The following is a 22,208-nucleotide window of genomic DNA, read 5'->3' on the forward strand; positions in this document are numbered from 1 at the left end:
CCTTTCTATCCAAGTGCGTTAAATTTCCAACCACTTGGAGTACTCACATAAAAACCCGCTCCAGCATTACCGTCTGTAAAACGAATATGCCCCCATTGTTGGAATCCACCGCCACCTAAGTTAATTCCCTGTATTGCTCGTATATTCCTAAAGATTTTCACTTCTTTTTCAGTACTTATATCAAACGTTTGTCCGTCTGGTGCTGGAGATATATTATTATTCACACCACCTACAGCAAGTGCGTTAAACGGCTGAATACCATCTGCTCTTTCTGCTGCAGCACGATCCCAATTATACATAGATGCATATTTGCCACTGTATAACGTTACACCACTTACACAAATCGCTGTCCCTTGTCTCATGTCAGCATTTCCAGAACAAACTTTAATAATCAATGCGTGTTCTTGTGGAATATAGTTTGTCGGGACTTTGAAAGTAAAAGAATACCTTCTGATTTCTCCGTAAAATGTAGACGGCTCAGGGAAGTCCATCTTTTGTTCACTCAATATGTCGTAACTAACGTTGTCTCGGAATTTAACGCAACACACGTGTATTCTCGGTTTTCCTGTCTTTCGCACGCCATTTATCATGGCAGTTCTAAAGTGTGCGGATGCTGTATATTCGTTACCAGGATGTATACCATTATTCACGATTGCTTCTGGATAGTTATACATATCTACCCTTGCAGCATTCACCATTTGCTCGTAGTCAAATATATGTGTATTCTTTTCTATTACGACATTTCCCCATGACTTCCAAGTAAGACCATATCCACCTTCAAATCCATAATAATCGTTATGTCCGATATTTTTCTTTGTAACACTAGAAAAGTCTGGATCTGCTATTAGGTTTCGTCTTGATACCGCAGTTGTTTTTGTGCCCCATTCGTCTTGGAATAGGAAGTCTAGCATTTTAACAGTTACACCATCTTTATCAATGGTGATCTTATCACCATCAATTCTAATAAGATTTGTATCTATGCCTTTTGCTGTTAACCATTTGACCATTGTGTCAGCATTAATATCCAGCTTTGCAGCATTAATTGTAATTTTGCCAGGGGACATATTGATGGCAGTGACAATGCCGTCCTTTAAAATCTGCGCTATAATTCCTTCGTCTAACACTTCTAACCTAGATTCCGTTTTCTTTACATAGGCATTATAAGTCTCATTTATAAATGTTTCTTGTTTTTCAGAGATGATTGAAACGCCTTTTTCATTAGCACTAATACCTCTTTCTAATTCTGTAACTTTTTTAGTGTAATCTTCAGTTGCTACTCTATTAGCAATATCCTCTAGCATTTTATCAGCATCAGTTTGATCTTTCGGGTGCAACCAAAATTCTGTAGCTATAGTGCCACGTTGTAACATAGGTGCAGTACACCATAAACGCCCATTTCTTGTCACGTAATAACGCCAACTCACAAACGCTGCATTGGCTGGTGCTTTATCTGTACATACAACACGAATCCATGTATGATTTACAACCTTGATATTCGTTCTAGCTGTTTTCATGCGAGTTTTTTTGTCAGCAGTCCACCATTCAATTTCTATAAATGCACCGCCACTATCAATAGGTGTTTTCCCATCAGTATTGAAATAACCTGATGCAACAAAGTCTTCGTTAACCTGACACTCAATGAATTGACTTGTAAGTCCCCAACAGCGATCTTGAGTCTGGCCAGTAACGGTAATTGCAAATGTATTCATACCTTTGTATTTTAAATTCGTATCCACAGAACCAATAGCCCCATTACCACTATTCCAAAACCAATATTTTTGTTCTAACTTAAAATCAGCATCACGCAACTCGTTTACAGTGCCTAAACCACCTACATAATTCTCAACATCTTTTATTTCTACTTTTCCTTCCAGAGCTTTTGCAGTAGTTTCCCAACCTGCTTTAGCCTCTTGTAACTGCGTACCTTGTTTGGTTTGTATTTCTTGTAAGCTGGTAACTTTTTCTCTAATACCGTCTGCTGTTTTCTCTACAGTAGTAACACGCTCGCTAAAATCGAATTGTGTTTTTTCTACCGTTTTAATACTTTCTTTAATACCATTCACACTTTTTTCGATCTCGGTTGTTTTTTTAGTGAATTCATCATTTGTTACTTGATTTTCTGGAGCTGGTGTCCAATCCTGTGGCTTATTACCTTTATATAAAGCAACCCATTCTACAACGGATTTTGTAGTGTTATTTGGATAGTTATACAGATTCAACTTTCTTTCATTTCCGCTCGTTGTTACTACAGCTTTGAAAGTTACATAAGTTATTCCGTTAGCATAGACACTTGTTGCATATCCAACATTATTTGAACCACCATTCTGCCAAATTCCAAATTGTTGGCCTTGTGGGACACTTCCTTTAATTACAAAAGTATATTCCTCACCTGCAACAAAATTTTCAGTTAGAGAATATGGATTGATTAGATAATCTGTTTTTTCGTATTTAGTATTTGAATCTAATAACAGATTACGACCTCCAGCTTTATCGTTATTAACTTTCTTTTCTACGCTCTCCAACTTCTCACTAATCTGGCCAGCTTTTTCTGTAATTTCAGTTGTGGTTTTCTTTAGATTATTAGTTGTTTGCTGCACCTCAGAGATTGTCTTTTTCGTACCTTCAGCAGTCTCTACCACTGTATTTAATTTTTCAGTGATTTCACCGTCTTTTTTTGTTAAAGTTTCAATTGATTTGGTAAAACCTTCGTTGGTCTGTTTCATTTCAGAGACAGTTTTTTCAATTTCACCTTGAGAGTTTTCTACATTTTTAATAGTTAGAGAAACTTCCTGAAGATTTTCTGTTACTTCCTTGAATTGTCCATTTGTCTCTTTTTGGGCTTCTTCTACTTTTTTATCTAATTCTTCTTTTGTGGACTGAATATCCTTATTAACCTGTTCAAGTGTTTCTTTTTTGAGAGACTCTACATCGGGTACAACAGATTCCCAAGCTGTACCTGTCCATATTTTTAAGATACCAGGCTTACCATTGCTAATATCACGCCAAAGTGTTTTATAAGGCTTCAGTCCTGTTGTCGGTGGATTCTTAGCTTCAATTATTTCTACCGTGTTATTATTAAGATTCTCTTGAACTTTTTCAGCCAATGTTTTCGCTGCTTCGGATTCTTTCTTAGCATTACTAGCTGTTTCGTTTGCATCTTTCACTAATTTATCTAACTGATTTATCAGCTCTTGTTTATTACCTAATGACCCCAAGATTCGATTGTAAATTTTTCGTAGTTCTTCGTTTGGATCAGTAATTTCGCGATAATCACCAAACACATATTTATCTTGTGTAGGTTCCGTAAAAGATTCATTACCAGCAATTACACGTGCTTCAAGGTATAACTTAGGTGTGAATCCTGTATCTTTGATTCGAATCGTATCGCCCTCATTAATTAGTTCATGTGCTAGTCCGAAAATACGTCCAATCGATTGTGCTTCTACTTCATAAGAAACTGAAGAATTGACACGCTTCTTTAATTCCGTCTTCATCAAAGTCATTAATCGTTGCGGTGTCATATTTTGGTCTTCTGTTTCCGGAGTGTAGAAACCAAATTTATGCTTACCATGTGCATTCCAGCGTTGAAAGGCATCACTATCTGTAATATAAAGAAGCCCGTTATTAATACTCTCAATCGTGATAAGTTTGTCACCTTCGCTCCGTACAAATCCGACTAAGGCGGTACAAATATCCCTGGAATGTTCAATGCGTCTAATGCCTACTAAGTCTTTTCCCAGGGTTACTTCCTTCCCTGTTTCTCTCCCTCGCTTCTTTATCATATCGACGTACCACCCAGTAATTTGAGAACCGGATACTTCAACGCGATATTGGATTTCTAACTCAAACAAAGCCGCGATTTTCTTTAAAAAAGTGAGGGGATCGATGAATTCATCAATAGTCATCGTGTGGAATGAAGAATAATCCGTTATTCCACGTTGCCATTTTGAATCGGCAAGAGCGATATCAATAAACGTATTAACTGTTTCACTCTCTATACGTTGAGGTTTAATAATCCCATCTTTGGCTATTTGAACCCAGGCACCAGAAGCATGTACAGTGAGCGATCTATCATCAGAGTCTTTTTCTACTTCATTATTGATAACATATGGAACAATGCGACCATCACGCACTTCCTTTAAAACTAAGTTCTGCTGCTGTAATGTAACTGCATGTGGAGTGCCGTCAAAAGTTTTGAATTCTAACATATCAATGTTATTTTTTATTTCCCAATGACGGTTATCAGCCCAGTAGTCCTTTGGTTGAATAGCTGATATAATCTGATCTGTTTTGAAATCAACAACATGAAGTATTCCGCTTGGTGTTCTCATCTGAATCGCTCCCTGTATTTGACCCTTGCTGTTCCGATATCAGAAGGCATAATCTCAAGTTTATTAGTGCCTCTATTGATAACAGGGAAATTACTGAAAATGTCCTTAATGTTAATCGCATTCTTTCCTTCAATTGTTACATGACTATTTTCTGTGTCGATCACGACTTTATCACCAACATCTACTATATAAGGCGGTGTATTTTTCGTATTTAAATTTACTTTCCAAAACTTCAAATCACTAACTGACATTGCTTCTACTGGTGGAACGTCTTGAAACTGCATGATGCTAATTTGAATTTGTGCTGCTTTTTCCATATGATAGTTTTTTTCATCCGTCCAACGTGCAAATCGTTCTGAATCATCTTTTTCTGTACCTGGAAGGAATTTTGAAATATACGCTTCCCATACATTTCCTGTCCTAGCTATCCACAATCGACCAAAATACTGATTCCATGTATTCGGATAATCGCCACTCTCATAAATTAAACCTGTTTTCCCTGGCTTATTGTCATATCCAATTACCATCGTCCCGAAATTTTGTTCAGCTTGCCAAAAGAGATCGTTCATAGCGATTTTCGAAAGAACTTTGCTGTTTTCATCGAGTACCGCTATCTCAACCCGTCCCATTTCGTTGATCTTTTTACTCTTACATGTAACATAGGCTTGCATAATAAAATCTTGTACTGGACCACCAGGGATACTTTTTTTAACAGCTGCACCGTGCCAACCTTTACCCGTTCCGGTACCAAAATCAGAACAATAGAATTGATATTTATCTGATTTCATTTCACCAACCGGTTCCCCATCTTCCATTGAACTGACTTTACTCCATCCGACCGTAGTAGCCATTTCATCCCATACTATACGTTGATTCCTTTCTACAGGCTTTTCCACAGTTTTTAGCGGCATGCCGATACGAAAATAATCTCGATCACTTAAGGATACCCCGCCGAACCATACATCTAAAAAAGTGTTTGGTTTCGTAATATCAATTTCGATAATCGGGTTAGAATGAACTGTTCCTTTATTTTGAACGTTAGCAATTAATCCAGGGTTATCCGTCTGAAATTCTACTGTTCGAGTAGGTCCTAGTTTATAAGGCATAGGACAAATGAAAGTAAGTACTCCTTCTCCTAAATTCACTAATTGTTGTGGATCAAATGATTCATCAATAACAGCCAAGTACGTGCGATCTTTTTCGTCATCAAAAATCAATTCCTGAGGTCGTTCTGTAATAAGCCAATCAGCTATTTCTTCCTTTAATTTTTCTGCTTCTTCCATAGATTCGTACAACAATGAAACGGGTACAATTATTTTTCGCATTTTTGTTTGAGTACGTATTAATCGTCCTCCTGGATAGTGAGGAACTTCAAGAAATGTACGCTCCAAAGGAGCCCATGCAGGGCGTTTTTTACCCTGCAATGGGATTACATTCGGATTTCTTTTCCCGTTAAAACTAAAGAAACTAATTCCAGTCATATCATCACCTACCTAAAATACTCTCAATCTTTCTTTCTCGCTTTCTTGAAACTTGCTAACATCTGAGTAGATTTCCTTTGCTATTTCTCTGCCGTTTAAATTAACTTGCAAAATAGTTGGGCCTTGTGATGCATATTGTTGTACTCCAGCTTGTTGAGTTAATGGTAGCGATCCCATTATTCCATTAGCAATCGCATCGAATGTTTGTTTTCGAAGAGGTAAAACGGTTTCGTCATATCCTCTCGCATCGCCGACACCAATCAATGTAGGATTACCAGGCTTGATTAAAGCGCCGTTTGCTGCCCATTTGACACCAAAAGACGGAAGACCATCGGAAACCCAATTAACAGGATTTAAAGAACCGCTGACGGTAATTTTCGGAGTAGGAATATGAATTCCTGTGAACATATTCACAACACCGTCTTTGATCTTCTTAATCCATCCCATAATTCCGTCCCATGCACTTTTTATAGGATCAACAAGTTTTTTTGTTATTTTTATTGCCGCTTGACCAATGTCAACAGCCATACTCACTACAGAAGAAACGGGATGTTTAATAAATTCTTTGAAGTAGTTAACAACAGTTGTCCACATACCCTTAATCGCTGAACCGAAGGACATCGCTAACCCTTTAGCTGCTCCTAAAATCTTAGTTACAAACGATAGATTAATAAGTCCCCAGATTAATTGGATAGCTCCACTAAAAATTTGTTTAGCTGCATCCCACATGCCACGGAAATCGCCTGTCAGTAGTGCGGCGAAAAACTTGATAATACCCATGATGACATTTACTCCGCCTTGGATAATATCCTTTATAGCATCCCATGCACTTTTTACAATCATCATTACAGCTGGCATTACAAAGGCTATAATAGATTGAATGATTGAAAAGGCATTTTTTACTGCTTGTACAATTTGATCCCCGTTTTCTTTCCAAAACGAGGTAATTTGTGCTATAATCCCATTCACAAAGTTAAGGACATCCGTCAGCAAAGGCATTAAATAAGGAGCTATCGTGTTAAATACACCTTTAATAAAGTCCCAAGTAGCACCAATTATCCCCATAATTACTGGTGCTTGCGCTGCTATCAAGGATTGTACATTTTCTATGAAACTACTCAATTGAGCATGCACATCCTGAACGAACATAATAATATCCGCTTTCTGCTCAGGTGAAAAACCCAACTTGTCTAAGAAATTACTAGCAGCACCCCAGTCACCAGATACAAGGGCTTTCATCGTTTCTATACCATACTGCACAGCAGCGGTAGTTTCTTGTATGAACTGAATAGTATTAGCAGAGAACCCAAGTTTAGTAAGAATGTCATACCCTTCAACTAGTGCATTTCTATCACCAGTTGCAGCGATCCAAAATTGCTCTATAGCAGCGCCTACTTGCTGAATAATACCGATAGCATTACGAAGTGGCTCGAACACTTTATTCATCGCTTCTTGTCGTTGGCGGGTTTGTTCGATACCTTGTTGAAGTTTTTGATATTCAACCTCAGACTCATCAAGAATTTTATTAGCTTCTTCTTGAGTCATTTTCCCTTCTTCAACCTTCATTTTTAACTCTTCTTTTTTCTGAGCTAACATACCATCAGCGTTCATCATATCTTCGGCATGCTTCTTAGATAGAGCTAACTTTTCGTTATACTCTTCTTGCGTTATCTTCCCTTTTTTGAGATTCATATCAAGAATAGCTTTAGATTGAGCTAACTGCTGATCAGTTTGTTGCATTAATTTTGCCGCTTCTACCGCTCTACCAGATGGATCAAGCCAGTCAGTAAGAGATTTCACTGCGCCATTTGTTCCGTTAGTCATAGCAACAAGTGCTGGCTCAACATGAGAAAATACTACAAGACCTAAATTCTCTAATCTTGATTTAACGCCATCAACAGCACCAGATAAGTTATTTGCCATTGTTTCAGCCATAACTTTTGCAGAACCTTCAGAAGTTTCAAGGGTATTTACCATGTCATCAAATGCAGGTTGTCCACCCTTGATAACTTGAATCCAACCTGCATAGGCTTCTTCACCGAAGATTGCTTTTGCAGCAGCGATTTGTTGAGATTCAGATAACTTTCCAAACCCATCGTGTAACTGACCGATGATTTCATTCATTGGTTTCATATTACCTTCTGAATCTTTAACAGTTACATTTAATGCAGATAATGATTTAGCAGCTTCTTTTGGTGGCGCAGCCAATCGAGATAAACCAGCACGTAATGCCGTACCAGCCATAGAAGCTTTAATACCGTTATTAGCGAAAATCTGAGCAATTGCGGCAGTTTCTTCAATATTCAAACCAAATGTAGCGGCTACTGGAGCTGCATATTTCATAGTTTCCGTATTGTTATCGCAAAGGTTCTTTATCCTCTGCTTCTTACAGTTTCCTGTAAGGTCGGACTATATCATCATCCTTATAGGATGCCAGGCGCTCGTGGATATTTAGGCATATAAAAAAGACACTCATTTGAGCGTCTTAACTACTTAGCTTACTTTATCTAGTCTCTACACGTTCTGTAGTTTTCACTACAGCTTCGCTCGGGATTGCCATGTTGATATTGTATTAAGAAGTATACTTTCAGCCTCATCTTTCTTAGTGTAAGGAATTCTCAATAAGGGGATACCTTTAGTAGCGCAATAGTCATCCTTAAGTTTATCCCTTGTTTTTTGAAGTTCGAACTCTTCTTCAGTTCTAAACTTCTTTTTAAAATGAAGCTCTCCATCATATTCTATAAGTCCTATAATCTGTTTATCTTTAATTATTCCAAAATCAAAAGGAAGAGTATTCACAAACTTACAGTCTTTAAACCTAACTTGCTCTGAAAAAGATATCTCGTTATTTATCAAGATTTTTCGTATAAGCATCTCACCTTTAGACGACCTGCAAAAAGGGCATCCGCTTCCTTTCGTGAGTATATTATTAGGAGTAGCACTGAAGACTTTACCGCAGTCTACGTGCATTACATCAACCTTCCTGCGTGAAGTTTTATACTCTGAAAGCAACTTATACTCTCCATCTTGTTCAACCTTACGAACCATCTCTTCATTATCAGATCTTGTAGTTTTCCCGAAACATTCAATATTACAAAATTTGTTAGGTTTTACGGCTTTGAATTTCTTACCGCACCCTGTGCATGTATACTCTCTAGAACGTTGAGCATCTCTACATTTTTTGCAACAGTGCTCATATCCTTCTTTATGCATTTTAGACTTATAGAACTCACTTAATGGCTTACTTTCGTCACACTTCTTACACGTTTTCATAATGTCACTCTATTAGTGTTTTACCATATTATAACATTACAAAACAAAACATCAATTTAGGTTTCCCCGAATTCACCTAGTTTGCTAATAATGTTGCCACTATTAGGGGCAAAACTATGATACCCAGTTGTTCAACGTTTAAATTGGCAGTCGCTTGGGCCAGTGCAAATACGTCAGCAGCTCGTCCTGCTTCTGAAGCTTTCATACCGAATGGGGTCATTGTATCTGTTACAATATCAGAAGCTTTTGCAAGGTCCAACGCACCAGCAGTTGCTAAATCTAGTAATGGTTTACTAGCTGCAATCATTTGGTTAGAATCCCAACCTGCAAGAGCCATATATTCATAGGCCTGAGCCACGTTTGTAGCTGACCAACGTGTTTCAGCACCTAATTTACGTGCGTTCGCTCCCAGTTCAGCCATTTGTAAAGCGTTAGAACCAGAAAGAGCTTCTACTTTTGACATCTGCTGAGTATATTCAGAACCGACCTTAACCACACCAGCGATCGCAGCTCCTACCCCAACCGCAACACCGACTAATCCACCCATGGCTATAGCAGCACCACCAACAGAAGAACCTAATCCTACTGCCGCTTGTCCAACTTGTCCAAATCCACGTCCTAAGATACCTGTTGTTCTTTGCCCACTTCTTTCAGCGTTAGTCAATCCTCTTTGTAACTGATCATCCTTTAAGAAGATTGACCCAAACATTTTAAATAATTCCATCTATTCACCCGCCTTTCCGCGGATTTTAGCAACTCGAGCAAACACTTCTTCTTTTGTGAGTTTCTGTTTCAGTGTTTGTTCGATTGAATTGTTATATTGTTGTACCTGTTCTTGTGTTGGATTCTCACGTTTATGTTTAAACTGAGGGAATGTTTCTTCGCAATACGGCTGTAAAGCGCACCATTCTTCCCATAACATGCGATCCATTTCTTTTTTCTTTGCGGTGAGATACAAATTAATAACTATTTCGGCATCCAAACCGCGTATGTAATCTATGTTTGGATATCGAGAAGCTAATGTATCAATGAAGTCTATTTCATCAAGTTCACCGCATTGGAAAAAAGCTTAACCAGTCCAACTTCTGAATCCTTGATTGCAATAAATAACTTGACTAACTCTTCTAGTTTTAAAGTTCGGATTGTTTCCCAGTCTGGGGATGATTTTTTACCCTTTCCATCTTCATGAACCAAAATTCCAGCTACAAATTCAAAGAATTCTTGCTCAGCTTCTTCTAATCCAAAGATAAATTTCATAATGATGTCGTAACCGAAAGTCTCTTGGGCAGCTAATACATCAGCTTGTGTTGCACCTTCTTTATTTCGTACGCCCATCATTAAATCTTTAAGTAAATTAATATCAACCTTAAATTTTGATTTCTTTAAAATACGAACTACGGAAAATAAATCTCCACCATGAATTTGTCTCACTTTGTATTCTTTTTCTTGAATATCAATAGTCATATCGATTCCTCCTTAAAATAAAAAGAGCAGGGAATATCCCTACTCTTTAACCTGCTGGTATTAATTTTGCTGCTTCTGTCGCTGTTAAAATACGTTTTTTCCATGGTACTTTTCGAATGTTTTCTGGATCACGATGCCCTGTGAATGTTACTTCTGGAACAACTTCACTTTCGTTTTCAAATCCTAGTTCTAATGAACCGTCAGATAATGCGTTATATACGATAATTTCGACGATATCGCCACCTAAAGTTTCACCAACCCATGCTACGTTTTTAAGATAGCTATCTTTTGTTAGACGTTCTGTAGCTTCAATCACGTCGTACTTAATTGTTTTCCCGTCTTTTGTAACAGTCTCTTCTGATACTTTTAAACCAGCAATAAAGTTTTTGATTTTTTCTTTATCCAAAAATTCAAGTGTCTTAAAACTGATTTGAGTTTTGGATTTAGTGATACGTTTCATCCCCATTGTGTCACCAGGAGAACCATCATATTCAATTTCTTTAAACTCTGGTTCATATTTAAATGAACCGCCGCCTTGCGTAGCACCTACAGGAAGTTCGTCTTTTTCTCCATAATTAAAGAAGAATGCACCCCAATCTCCGAAGAGGACATTCTCTGGTTTTGGTTGTGGAGCTGCCATATAATCAACCCTTTCTATTGTTTAAAATAAGTTCGTAAAATGAGCCGCACTTCTTTGCGTATGATATTTGGGTCTGGATCAGGTACTTTCTGACTCGAAAGATAAGAAATAGCAGCACCAAATACAGCGCTGCTTAATCTCTTTCTATGAAGATTGTTTTCTAAATCTGTAATCAGTTGATCAATCTTAGCTATATGAGCAGAAGTGCCGTATATATCAATTGTAAGCATGATATTCTTCCGTCCCCAAGGTTCCTTATCATCACCAACCGTATATACCAAATATGGCATAATAGCTTTAGTAGTTGCATTTTCGTAGTACGATTCCTTATGAATCTGTTTTAATTCACTGTGTAATATATTTATAAAGTCATTCATGGTATCTACCTCATTAATGACGAATAGGTTCGCGTGCCAACTTGTGTAATTTGCGGTTTATTGCTCTCTACTGCTGGTCTAAGAAAAGGCTGTGCATGTTGCCCTTGAGTTTTAACCATCTTCCCTGTTTTCGGGTCACGGTACATCCAAGGAGTTTTACGCCCATCACCGTCTACAGCATATATTCCTGTTCCCTTCTCAACATAAATACCATGATCAGCAGAAGTACCGATAACAACTTTTTCTTGTTCCGCCTTAGAACTAATGCTCCTTCTCAAATTACCAGTATCTACAGCAGCAAGTAACTTTGCTTTAGATGTTACAAACTGACCAATAGCAGTGTGAGCCGCTTTCTTAGCTGCTAAATGCCTTGCCGTTACTGCAACTCTATTTGATTGGAATTTCATGCTCATATGGCAACATCTCCAATTCTATTTGAAAGAATCTACCTGCATTCATTGGATCACCCGGATAAGTAACGCTGTATACCCTCTTGTCGATAACTAATCTATCTTGAATTGTTACATCAAATGGTAGGCAATAAAAAAAATGTGTGCTTTTCTCTTCTACTTTCTTGTTACGGGCATCCTTTGTTCCTTGAATGGCATCTAATACACCTTTTACATTGTTAATTTCGTTCCACTCTTCTGTTGGATATGGACCATCGTCAGAACTAGCATTACGAAGTACTGAAGCATCTTTTCCGAATTTACGAATCATTGATTGAATCATAAGACACGTAACCTCACTTTCAGTCCTTTTGTAATACTTTCTGGGTAATCTCCAACATCATCATAAGTAACCGAATAGTTTCCTAATGATTCACTTTTCTTCCCTTCCCTATCCTGCTCTTTATACTGATGAATCACCATTTTAGCGATAATACCAGGATAAGCAGGAGGGAATTCGGGAACTGTTCTGTTCGTATACTCAGCAACCATAAGTATAGTATCTTCAATATCTACCAATATATTTTCAGGAATTACATTAGGTACCTTTAGTTTTACTCGTTTTAGGATTTCTGCTTTCATATCCATAACAATTACCTACTCTGATAAAAGTTCAGCAAGTTCATCTTTGGTTGCTTTAGAGTGAAACTCTATACCACGTTTAGTAAGCAATTCTTTCATTTCCTCAACGGTGTATTTCTTTTTTAATGATGCTAAATCACTAGCGCTATCGTTAGTTTTTTGTCCGATTTCTTTAATAGCATCAACTATTTCATAAACTGAATCATTTTTACATCGCGTAACATGGTCTGGATCATTAATTTCCCATTTCACTCCAGTTTGTGTATTTAAAAACCACGGCATTGTTCATCTCTCCTTTCAAAAAAGAAAAGAGGGAGGCTTATGCCTCTCCTCCTGATGGCGGTGCAGGTGTAGTTGGTGCAATTGTCGCTGTAAGAATAGCTAATGATTCCGGACGAAGCACTCCAGCACCGTAAACCATAAGACCACGAACACCATCTGCAAATGAATTTTGAAGGCGCTGCGCTTCTGTTTCGTTTAATTGTTTTCCATGACCGATACCGGACTTATGAAGAGCAAGAATTTTATATTTACCAGATGTATTGTGAATCTCTTCTGATACAACGATTTGTGAACCATTAATTACTTGTCCTTCTACAACACCATTTTCTAAAATAACAGGTTGCTTTGTGAAACGGTCATCTTTAGATAGTAATCCAAGAACTTGAGAATTGATGATTGTGAAACGTTCGGTTTTAGGTACTTTCTTCATGTTTAACTTTGTATTCAGATCAACAATGTAGTCGTATGCATTCTTAGGCGATAATTCAATCGCAGCAGAGTCAGTACCGATTACATTGTCTTTATGAGCACCTGTATAAAGACCTAATACAAATGTGTCCACTGTTTCTTGAAGTACTGACCCTGCTTCTTGCGTATGTGGGTCAATTAAGTCTCCTGCAGCTTGTACAGCATCTACATCATCTACTTTAAACGCGAAGTACTTCTTCTGATCCATATTGATTTCTACTTTAGAGGGGTTTGTATCATCCCATTCAACAGAACCAGAATAGTCTTTTACATTTACTGCACCAACACGGTTAAAGATAATTTTGTTACCTTCGATTTTTGCTGGTTTCGTTGTGATTAAATCCGCGATAGAACGCTTGTGGAAGTTCGCCATTAAACGCGCTTCCCAAATTGTTGGAATAAAAGTTGCTACTGACATATATTATTTCCTCCTTAGTTTGTCCATGTTTTCATGTCTTTTTGAATTTGAGTCCAATTCGCATTGATTTCTGACTGGCTCATTGATTCTACTTGTTGACGTGTAAATGTAGCTCCATTACCAGAGCCGGCATAGATATCACGCCCTGCTGCTTTGAATCTCTCCGCTACTTTCGCTTCTAATGAAGCATTGAATAAGTCACCAAGTTTCGCTACACGAGCTTTTGTATCATCAACATCGGAACCTACAACGAAGTCTACAAATTTAATATCTAATCCAATTTTAGCTAGTGCTTCTGTTGCCGCACTTTGCATTTCTTTTTGATGTAATACTTGTTCGCGTTCTTCGAGTGTTTTTTGTAACTCTTTCATCTCATATTCTGCTTTTTCTTGAGCAGTCATAGAAGCTGTTTTATAGTTTTCTAGCTCTTTTTTAGTCGCGCTAAGCTCTTTCGCATACTTGGTACGTACTTTATCTTCACGAGACTGCAACATCTTCTCAATGAAGTCTTTTGTCGCTGGATCTAACTGCGGTTCTTTTGGTTGATTACCACCTTCAGTTTGAGAATTTTGCTGTGTATTGCTACCATCTGTATTTTCACCAGTTAAATTCCCTGCCGTATTGCCATCCGTTCCTCCTGCACCAATATCAGTACCATCACCTTCAGCAAAGAATTGAATGTTTGCTAAACGTAATCGATATGGTAATTTTGTAGCTTCTTTCTCTTTGAAAAACTGTACTTCCGCTTGCTTTTGTAATTGTTTCATTATTATTCCTCCTCTGAGTTCCTATAATTACGCCCTATTAAGTTCGTAATCTATAAGCCCTCAAGTGTTTTTTATTATTCAAGAGAGTCTTTCCATTCTTCATAACTAACTGCGGTAATAACTTCATTTCTGCCTGTTGTTGGGTTTATAGCCCTTCTTTCGATGAATGGACTAACATCCGCTACCTCAGTAATAAAAGTACAGCGGCAGCGTACAACTTCTTTAGCAGGTAAATTACTGTCATGTGGATATTCGCAGCTATAGCCACCCACTTTAAATAAACCTTTAAACGGCACTTTTTGATGATCTGCTGCTTGGTGAGTAGGACGCGTACGTTTATCTAATGTAGAAATCCAAATCTTCTCCATTGATACACCTTCATCAAAAGCGTGAGAAGCACTGTCATAAGTACCCAAGTTTTGCACCCTAGCACTTTCTGTCCAAGCGACCATTTGGGCTTTCTTCGCATCACCATCAAGTATCGACTTAATCCGATTTGCCATTGTTGCATATCCTTCGCCTTTTCTAAGACCGATAGATAACTCTCTGCGTATTCGGTTAACTATCTGTACTCGATGTGTACTTAACCTTTGATTGAGTGTCATTTTATCGATTGGCATTTGTACCGCTCGTTTAATGACGTTCGGGTCAAGAAGACCATACGAAAGAGCCACACCGACTTCTTTCTCGATGAGATAATTCGTATAATAAAAAGACTCTCCATACTGATTGGAGAGCGTTTCATTGAGAGTTTTCTTTTTCTCATATGTTATTTCATTAATTACTTGTTGCAGTTCACTTTGCATGCTCTTATATCGATTGAAACGGCGCATTTCTTGCATACTCAACTGATCATTTACCGCATATTTGGCATAATAAAAAGCCAGTATTCCTCTGACTTCTTCTAAAGCATCTTTATACAGGTAGAGAATCGCCTTTTCCAGTTCCTCCTCTATCTTTTGAAGGTGTTTCTGCTTCTTGTCCCATTCCATTTGGCTCACCTACCTTGTCGAGATTCATGGAATCAGCCTCTTCTTCCTGCATCTTCTGTATCTCCGCTTTCGGATCAGAAACAACAGATAACATAGATAATCGTGTTTCTTCGCTTACTAAACCTTGTAGTTTAGACTGCACATCAGCTTCATCAGCTAAGTTGGCTGGAAGGTTTCGTGTGAATTGGAACGTCATACAAAGGTAGTCTAGCTCTCCTTTATTTGAGCGTAAGTTCCAAGCGTCAAACAATAACTTGAATTGTTGGCGCAGTGACTTAGTAAACTTCATTTCTAGCGTTCCTGATTTCGTTTCTAAAGCTAATAATTTATAACGAATAGCAACACCAGTAAGGTTCCCACCAAATGATTCATCAGAAAGGTTCACATGCTTTGTGAAACGGCATATATTCTTTTCTAATCTGTCGAGATGGTGTTCTAAGATGTTGTCATTAAGGTCCTTAGTTAAGAAAGAAGCCTCACCATTCTCACCTACATCAAGAGCACCAGTTTGTTTTAGCTTCTCGATAGTATCATCGTCTATATCAACGCCTTTAAAGATCATATAAGCCAGACGAAACTGTTCAATCTCACTGTTTACATCGGAAAACGAACGGTCGTAACCTTCAATAAGTGATATAGCTTTATCTACATCGCCTTGTAATTCTTCATTATTAGGAAACCCAATAAGTGGCACACCTTTAAATAAGTTAGGAATACGGTCAGTCTCTGTTAACTTATCTAAATCTTCACCAGTGTACTCAATAATATTTGTTTCATTGTAAAACTCTACTTTGTGACCATCCTTGAAATCATTACCATCAATTACTTTGATTGGATAGCAGCGTATAGCGTATTTAGGTTCTGCAATGCTTGAATTCGTAAGAAATATAGCTTCATAAGGTTTGATATTCATAACCTTTTCGATGCCTTCTTTATCGTGATACAGTAGTCTCGCTCCGTATCCACAAATAGAGGCGAACTTCCCTGTTTCTGCATCAGCATCTTCAGTATGATTCGCTTTTAAAAAGTCCTGAATACGTTTCAATACTTCATCATCTTCATGATCTAAGCTGTATGAGATAGGCAACCCGAACATATAACCGATTTTTGTATCGATAATTTCAGAAAAGAAATCATTATTTAACTTATTGTTCACCTTATCTTTATTACCATCTCCTTTAAACTCACGAGTAAAGATAGGTACACCTTTTTCACTTGCTTTGTATCGCTCGTACCTGTTAATCATGCGTTGTTTTAATGGTTCAAACTCATCAATAATCTTTTTAAGTAACTTTGGTGTAGGCTCTCCATTTTGTTCATCCAGCAACGGAATATAGTGTTCAAACATCGTCTCACCTCCTTAATAGATTGACTTAACAGCCTTAACTTTGTTATTAGTTACAACAACTGTATTTACAAAGTAACGATCACCATCCATTTGGTGGTCATTCTCTTTATTTGGTTTATCTTCACCACGAGCTGTAGCTTTTTCATCCCAAGTATAAGAAGCGTATTCACGGAATGTTTCTTTACAGCAGTCGTTGTATTTTATCTTCTCTTCATTAAGAAGTCGCGCTACATTTCGTATGCCATCTATAACTTCATTCTTAGCTTTAAGCACTTTGAATCGATTCTTTTTCAATAAAGCAATAAATGAAGCTGCTGATGGGTCAACTATAATCCCACGAATAGAAATATCTCCGATGAATTCTTTTAGGTCGTCAAGATACTCATCATCTGTCTTTTGCCGTGAATTTTTACGACCATCATAATGGTACTCTTTTGTTTTGTACCATATACCTTTACACAATCCCCATAGTCCATATGTCATAGGGTTCTGTGTACCATAGTCACAAGATACATAATACTTCTCGTATTCTCTTTCTACTGTTTTTACAACATGCTTTTCTTTGTTAAACATGTCATATACAATACCTTCTGCAAGCACCCATAAACCTAAAATGAAGCGTTGAAAGAAGACTCCACTATACATACGATAGTATCTTTGTTTCACTTTTTCAGATAAAGAAAGATTATCGTCCATTGTAAAATGAATATGTAGCAGGTTCTTGTCTTCCTTATTATCTATCCATTCAAGTTTGAACCAATGATACGGGCCGGCAGGGTTACAGTTAAACCAATACTTTGAGCCTTCAATAGAACAACGTCCTGTCGCTTGGTTCACAAAGCTTTGCGGCATAAGAGCAACTTCATCAAAAAACATACCAGCTAATGTAATACCTTGGATAAGTTCTTGTGATGATTCGTCCTTACCACCAAATATATAGAAATGATTCATATGGCCATCTTTACTAATGGTAAGCATGTTCTCTGATAGATGGTCTTTCACTTTATATTTACGTGATTTTAACATCTTCTTTAATGGAGTAATTACGTTGCGTCGCAGTGATCCAATTGTTTTACCTGCCATACCTAAGTTTTCACCATTAAATGTTTCAGTTCCCCACATAACATAAGAAAGAGCCATCGAAACAGTTTTGCCAGCACGAATAGAACCATCGCATATAATGCCGTCATGGTCCTTCACAGGTGAACCTTTTCTCCACCAAGTGAGTACTTGTAATTGTTTCTTTGAGAATGGTCTAAATTTAAAAGGGGCAGGTTTAAGTTTCATCTTCCCACACCTCTGCTGTTTTACCTTCTAACGCATCGATGAATCCGTCATCTTCATACTCTTCACCTTCATCACCTTTAATACGAGAAGTATCTGCTTTAATTTTATCAATTTGAGCTTTCTGCAATTCCATCTGCATTTTGTGGCGTTCTTCTTCGATTTTACGTTTGAAATTGTCAGGTACTATGTCAAAGTACTGAGATAGTTTGTCCAATGCTTTCATCTTGTCAGCAAGTTTTACTGACACGCCATCTTTTCCGAGTTTTACTTCGGTTATTATAGAACCATCAACCATGTCAGCCTCGTGTAAATCTACATAATTTATGATACGAGTTATTTCTTTACCGGATTCATCTTTCATCGGGCCAAACATCCCCATTACAGGTACTTCCTTCTGTCCAAAAGTCACATAGTTAGTAATATCAGCAAAGGCAATCTTAATGTACTCTTTAAGTACATCCATCGCTTCCACAAATACATTTTCAACTAGTTCACCTTTAAGCTCATTTACATAGGAAGAAACTCGTTCGCGCCTTAACAATCGACTAGCCTGTACATGAGCGCCATCTTTAGAGTACCCAGCCTTTAGTGCAGCTTGCGTACCATTGAAGTATTTCACGTAATACAAACAAAAGAGCCTTTCCTTTTCAGTCAGCTCTTCATCCTCTAAAATCTCTTTTAGTTTTTCTTTCGTTTTAGGATTTTTAACATTAGTAACGCTCCTTTTCGCAATAGTAACGTTACCATTCATTTGCTCATCCCATTTATCTTGTGATTTCCACTTTCTGATTTGTGAAGGTTTGAGATTTAACTCAGATGCAATATCAATAAGTGGCTTCTCGCCTTTACTTGTTTTATATATTTCAAATGCTTTGTCACGATTTGGGCTACGTTGCCTAGCCATATTCACCACCTCGCGGTAATCCCTAATTTATTTTACGGAAGATTCAAATTAAAATTTTACAAATATGTCCAAGTTGTTATAATAAAGTTAACATTGCCATCAGGAAAAGTGATTCGCCCCCCAAGCGAGTTGCTTTTCCTTTTTTCATGGCTATTTTTCTAAGAATTCATCCACCGCTTTACAAAGCAAACTAATCATCGCTTCTCTCTTTTGCTTTGGTGTTGTATTATCTTGCATTTCATTAAAGATAGGAAGTACACTTTCTAATTTCTTTTTATCGATGCGTTCATTTACAAGGTCTTGTCCTAGCATTGAAATGAATGTACCAATTGCAACCGCTTGTTCTTGTTTATTTAGTTTCATTTGTACCTACTCCCTTGATATTACTCGCTGACATCTTATATCCATCCGTTGTTTGTTTGACTACAGATTCCGCTACAACTATTCCGTCTAATGAAACCCCGACCTTACAATTCATCCCTACAGATTTGCTATCGTCAATCTTTTTAATTACTACAGATTCTTTGACTATTTCTCGAACATGAGTTATATCAGCTTTCGTTGCTAATCCCTCTTCTAACATAGTTACTTTTCTTGTTAGTTCTTCAATCGTTTGTTGTAATCCAGTAACTTGAATTCTTAATTCAACAATTCCAACTTTCATTTCGTTGTTTTGGTTATCCATTCTTCATCCTCCTCCAAAATAACTTTAATTAAGTCTTGAAATTCTCTAAAACTCGATGTATTATATTTTTGTATTTTCTCAGTTCCTAAGCCGAGAAAACATCATCACTTCTGAAAAGGACCCGAACTCCAGCGGGTTCTTTTAATTTACTTGAACTCATTTTCGAATTATTGTATTATATTTTCGGGTCTTGCTCTATAAATCATTATCAGGAGAATCTGCATGTTTGCAGGTTCTTTTTTTGTAAAATAAAAAAGCAGCTGTTAGGCTACTTAAAGTTCGGCTTATCACCAAATAAAATGATATATATTCTCCCGTTATACTTTCATCAACTCCTGCAACCCTAGCAAATCTCACCATGTCCACCCCCTGAATGAAATACATGGTTAGCATGACTGGCACCCTTGACCACAGAAAACGATAAAGTTCATTCACTCTTTTCTTAATCGTAACAATTAAATCATTCGCAGGTCCATTAATCCATACAGAAGTAAACGGAAGATTTATCCCATTAACAACTATTCTTGCCATACTTTGCGTTATATCCACATTGATTACCCTCCAGAATAAAAGTTGTTTCCCATATTTACATAAGTATTCTTTTCTATAAGAAATGTTTAAAGTGGATTTTTATCTATAAAATAAAAAAGCAGCGGATCCGCTACATGTTTGACATACCAATAGTAAACATAATCAACACCACAATCATAATTACAAACATTATAATGTAGTGTTTCTTCTTCACTAAATCACCTCAAAAAAATCTTATTTTAAAACTTCATTAAATCACTTTAAACCAACGTAAATTTCATAATAAATTAGTGAAAATGTAATCATAGGTAAATAGGTAAGAATATAGTCTTCTTACAGAACGACATATACTTATATCTATTTATAATTTAAACATCCAAGACGCACACATAGGTTTACATAACTATAAACTACTAAAACTTCACTTTGTTAACCATCTCTATTTTTGTTCAGTTTTTGTGGAAAATCCCATTCTCATTTGTATATAGAGGCGGAAGGGAGGTTTTACTATGAAAGCAGAAACACAACAACAACCGAGTAACAACTTATCACCTGATCTTATTTTCGCTATTGCGGAATTAATCCGAGCTCTCCATGAAGCAGGAATCATTTGATTCTTGCTTTTTTATTCGTTCGTTGTGTTCGTTTGTTTTGTTTAAATGGGTTAATCTATTAATTCTATCAAATTCATTAATTTAACTATTACATATTATTATTCAATTCATATACTATAGTAGATTGCTAGAAAGGAGGCGTAGTCATGACAAGTTGTGTTCTATTCGTAAATGGCCAACCTTTTTTAGTTCTCTCAGTTGCTGGTATTGAAATTGCAAGATTAGAGATTTCTCTTCAAGTAGCATTAGCTTTAAGAGTACTTGGAATACCAATCTGTGATTAATTACCACATCCAAAAAAGAGGGCATTAGCTCTCTTTTTTATTTCCCTTTTATCTCTTAACGAATAAGACCAGAAAATTCTTGAACAAAAAAAGAGCGCTTTTCTTCAAAGCACTCTTTCCAAGGACTTTACCAATCTCGACGATCATCATGGTCATGATCACGGTCATGATTGCGTCTACGACGACACTCATCACAATCACAATCGCGTCTACAATGACAGTCGTTAAAATCGTTTCTTCTGCGTCTACGACCGCATCCGCAAAATACTAAATCATCCCAAAATCTATTACAATCTCGAGAATGTCCAAAATTATTATTCCATCCCATAGATATGATTTCCTCCTCTAAAAATAGATTTCATCATATTCTATGAATAAAAGGTGAAAATGGCTTGTTTACTAGTCTATGTTTTTTGTTTTAGACTAATAATATTTCAATTTTCCATTCCCCTCACCCCTTATCTTTCCTTAACAACAAATAAGACGCTATCCAGATCACGGTAGCACCTACGGTAATTGATATACACATGTTTGTTCTATCTACATAGTAAAATAAAACACCCATAATGGACACATCATAAGATTAGTAACCCTATTTTCTGTCCGTTGATTATTATGTTTATAGACCTAAATTGTGCACATCTATATTCAGTAAGCGCATACCCTATTACATGAATACTACTTTAGGAGTGATTATATTATGAATCCTTTCCCGATGAGGATTGTTGTAGCTCCAGCTGCTACTTGGCAACATTTACTTCAATATCCTTCATACGGTCAATATGGTATGCAACCTGGGTACATTCCCTTTCCCCCTACAATTCCGCCTTCTCCCGTAATATACCAATATCATTATCCTTTCCCAGCATTGTATTTCCAAGAGTTTCACGGTACATTTAACATCTAATCTAAATAGAAAAATATCCGTTATCTGTATCATTATGAGTTAATTCACGTTATACCTAAAACAGTATTTAAATACATTTAATGTGTAATTTCTATATAACAAAGAAAAAACATCTATTTAGATA

General features: G+C 37.0%; 24 protein-coding genes and 1 pseudogene. 2 read left to right on the forward strand and 23 right to left on the reverse strand.

Features of this window, described 5'->3' with window-relative positions; all coding sequences use genetic code 11:
- Nucleotides 1–5 precede the first annotated feature (5 nt).
- The 22 genes and pseudogenes from N2V92_RS21865 to N2V92_RS21970 form a co-directional block, all read right to left on the reverse strand.
- The gene (locus tag N2V92_RS21865; protein WP_153591264.1) at nt 6–4,331 is read right to left on the reverse strand and encodes a phage tail spike protein; all 4,326 of its coding nucleotides are present in this window, start codon (nt 4,329–4,331) and stop codon (nt 6–8) included.
- Complete coding sequence (locus N2V92_RS21870; RefSeq protein WP_086403488.1) at nt 4,328–5,812, reverse strand: distal tail protein Dit; 1,485 nt, start codon at nt 5,810–5,812, stop codon at nt 4,328–4,330. The genes N2V92_RS21865 and N2V92_RS21870 overlap by 4 nt, the downstream gene beginning before the upstream one ends.
- Before the next feature lie 12 nt (nt 5,813–5,824).
- Nucleotides 5,825–8,155, reverse strand: a complete 2,331-nt coding sequence (locus N2V92_RS21875) for a phage tail tape measure protein (protein ID WP_228490305.1) — start codon at nt 8,153–8,155, stop codon at nt 5,825–5,827.
- A gap of 192 nt (nt 8,156–8,347) precedes the next feature.
- Nucleotides 8,348–9,085 (reverse strand): DUF2726 domain-containing protein, encoded by a 738-nt coding sequence (locus tag N2V92_RS21880; RefSeq protein WP_086403487.1) that lies wholly within the window; start codon nt 9,083–9,085, stop codon nt 8,348–8,350.
- A 76-nt stretch (nt 9,086–9,161) separates the two neighbouring features.
- Nucleotides 9,162–9,809: a phage tail tape measure protein gene (locus N2V92_RS21885; protein ID WP_103577918.1), complete on the reverse strand. Its 648-nt coding sequence runs from the start codon at nt 9,807–9,809 to the stop codon at nt 9,162–9,164.
- Complete coding sequence (locus N2V92_RS21890; RefSeq protein ID WP_228490304.1) at nt 9,810–10,016, reverse strand: hypothetical protein; 207 nt, start codon at nt 10,014–10,016, stop codon at nt 9,810–9,812. It abuts the gene before it with no gap.
- 104 nt (nt 10,017–10,120) lie between these two features.
- The gene (locus N2V92_RS21895; RefSeq protein ID WP_170264812.1) at nt 10,121–10,549 is read right to left on the reverse strand and encodes a hypothetical protein; all 429 of its coding nucleotides are present in this window, start codon (nt 10,547–10,549) and stop codon (nt 10,121–10,123) included.
- A 46-nt stretch (nt 10,550–10,595) separates the two neighbouring features.
- Entirely contained in the window at nt 10,596–11,189 is a 594-nt protein-coding gene (locus N2V92_RS21900) for a hypothetical protein (protein ID WP_000729988.1), read from the reverse strand.
- 14 nt (nt 11,190–11,203) lie between these two features.
- Nucleotides 11,204–11,566: a hypothetical protein gene (locus tag N2V92_RS21905; protein ID WP_086403484.1), complete on the reverse strand. Its 363-nt coding sequence runs from the start codon at nt 11,564–11,566 to the stop codon at nt 11,204–11,206.
- Between the two features lie 5 nt (nt 11,567–11,571).
- Entirely contained in the window at nt 11,572–11,979 is a 408-nt protein-coding gene (locus N2V92_RS21910; RefSeq protein WP_086403483.1) for an HK97-gp10 family putative phage morphogenesis protein, read from the reverse strand.
- Complete coding sequence (locus N2V92_RS21915; RefSeq protein ID WP_086403482.1) at nt 11,954–12,298, reverse strand: head-tail adaptor protein; 345 nt, start codon at nt 12,296–12,298, stop codon at nt 11,954–11,956. Before N2V92_RS21915 ends, N2V92_RS21910 begins: the two co-directional genes overlap by 26 nt.
- The gene (locus N2V92_RS21920; protein ID WP_086403481.1) at nt 12,295–12,603 is read right to left on the reverse strand and encodes a hypothetical protein; all 309 of its coding nucleotides are present in this window, start codon (nt 12,601–12,603) and stop codon (nt 12,295–12,297) included. The genes N2V92_RS21915 and N2V92_RS21920 overlap by 4 nt, the downstream gene beginning before the upstream one ends.
- A gap of 9 nt (nt 12,604–12,612) precedes the next feature.
- Entirely contained in the window at nt 12,613–12,879 is a 267-nt protein-coding gene (locus N2V92_RS21925) for a hypothetical protein (RefSeq protein ID WP_086403480.1), read from the reverse strand.
- A gap of 37 nt (nt 12,880–12,916) precedes the next feature.
- A complete protein-coding gene (locus N2V92_RS21930; protein WP_086403479.1) occupies nt 12,917–13,765 on the reverse strand; it encodes a phage major capsid protein in 849 nt (282 codons plus the stop codon).
- Nucleotides 13,766–13,779: 14 nt separating this feature from the next.
- Nucleotides 13,780–14,532, reverse strand: coding sequence for a DUF4355 domain-containing protein (locus tag N2V92_RS21935; protein WP_086403478.1), 753 nt, complete (start codon nt 14,530–14,532; stop codon nt 13,780–13,782).
- 74 nt (nt 14,533–14,606) lie between these two features.
- On the reverse strand, nt 14,607–15,374 hold the full coding sequence (locus N2V92_RS21940; RefSeq protein WP_086403492.1) for a phage minor head protein: 768 nt from the start codon (nt 15,372–15,374) through the stop codon (nt 14,607–14,609).
- 73 nt (nt 15,375–15,447) lie between these two features.
- Nucleotides 15,448–16,872 carry a phage portal protein gene (locus N2V92_RS21945; RefSeq protein ID WP_086403477.1) on the reverse strand — a complete coding sequence of 475 codons (1,425 nt, stop codon included), beginning with the start codon at nt 16,870–16,872 and terminating at the stop codon, nt 15,448–15,450.
- A gap of 12 nt (nt 16,873–16,884) precedes the next feature.
- Nucleotides 16,885–18,159 carry a PBSX family phage terminase large subunit gene (locus N2V92_RS21950; RefSeq protein WP_086403476.1) on the reverse strand — a complete coding sequence of 425 codons (1,275 nt, stop codon included), beginning with the start codon at nt 18,157–18,159 and terminating at the stop codon, nt 16,885–16,887.
- Entirely contained in the window at nt 18,149–19,063 is a 915-nt protein-coding gene (locus N2V92_RS21955) for a terminase small subunit (RefSeq protein ID WP_086403475.1), read from the reverse strand. The genes N2V92_RS21950 and N2V92_RS21955 overlap by 11 nt, the downstream gene beginning before the upstream one ends.
- 150 nt (nt 19,064–19,213) lie before the next feature.
- Nucleotides 19,214–19,426 carry a hypothetical protein gene (locus N2V92_RS21960; protein WP_086403474.1) on the reverse strand — a complete coding sequence of 71 codons (213 nt, stop codon included), beginning with the start codon at nt 19,424–19,426 and terminating at the stop codon, nt 19,214–19,216.
- Nucleotides 19,413–19,727 carry a hypothetical protein gene (locus tag N2V92_RS21965; protein ID WP_228490308.1) on the reverse strand — a complete coding sequence of 105 codons (315 nt, stop codon included), beginning with the start codon at nt 19,725–19,727 and terminating at the stop codon, nt 19,413–19,415. The genes N2V92_RS21960 and N2V92_RS21965 overlap by 14 nt, the downstream gene beginning before the upstream one ends.
- A gap of 308 nt (nt 19,728–20,035) precedes the next feature.
- Nucleotides 20,036–20,279, reverse strand: a pseudogene (locus N2V92_RS21970) (hypothetical protein).
- 760 nt (nt 20,280–21,039) lie between these two features.
- On the opposite strand from N2V92_RS21970, the gene N2V92_RS21975 reads away from it, so the two are divergent.
- Nucleotides 21,040–21,177, forward strand: a complete 138-nt coding sequence (locus N2V92_RS21975) for a DUF3956 domain-containing protein (protein ID WP_086403472.1) — start codon at nt 21,040–21,042, stop codon at nt 21,175–21,177.
- Between the two features lie 127 nt (nt 21,178–21,304).
- Here the strand turns inward: N2V92_RS21975 and N2V92_RS21980 are convergent, their stop codons facing one another.
- Nucleotides 21,305–21,505 carry a hypothetical protein gene (locus N2V92_RS21980; protein WP_086403471.1) on the reverse strand — a complete coding sequence of 67 codons (201 nt, stop codon included), beginning with the start codon at nt 21,503–21,505 and terminating at the stop codon, nt 21,305–21,307.
- A gap of 372 nt (nt 21,506–21,877) precedes the next feature.
- Between N2V92_RS21980 and N2V92_RS21985 the strand changes: the two genes are divergently transcribed.
- Nucleotides 21,878–22,084, forward strand: a complete 207-nt coding sequence (locus tag N2V92_RS21985; RefSeq protein WP_086403470.1) for a hypothetical protein — start codon at nt 21,878–21,880, stop codon at nt 22,082–22,084.
- The last annotated feature ends 124 nt before the right edge of the window (nt 22,085–22,208 follow it).

The organism is Bacillus sp. CH_48 (assembly GCF_038008465.1).
GTDB classification, from domain to species: domain Bacteria; phylum Bacillota; class Bacilli; order Bacillales; family Bacillaceae_G; genus Bacillus_A; species Bacillus_A thuringiensis_S.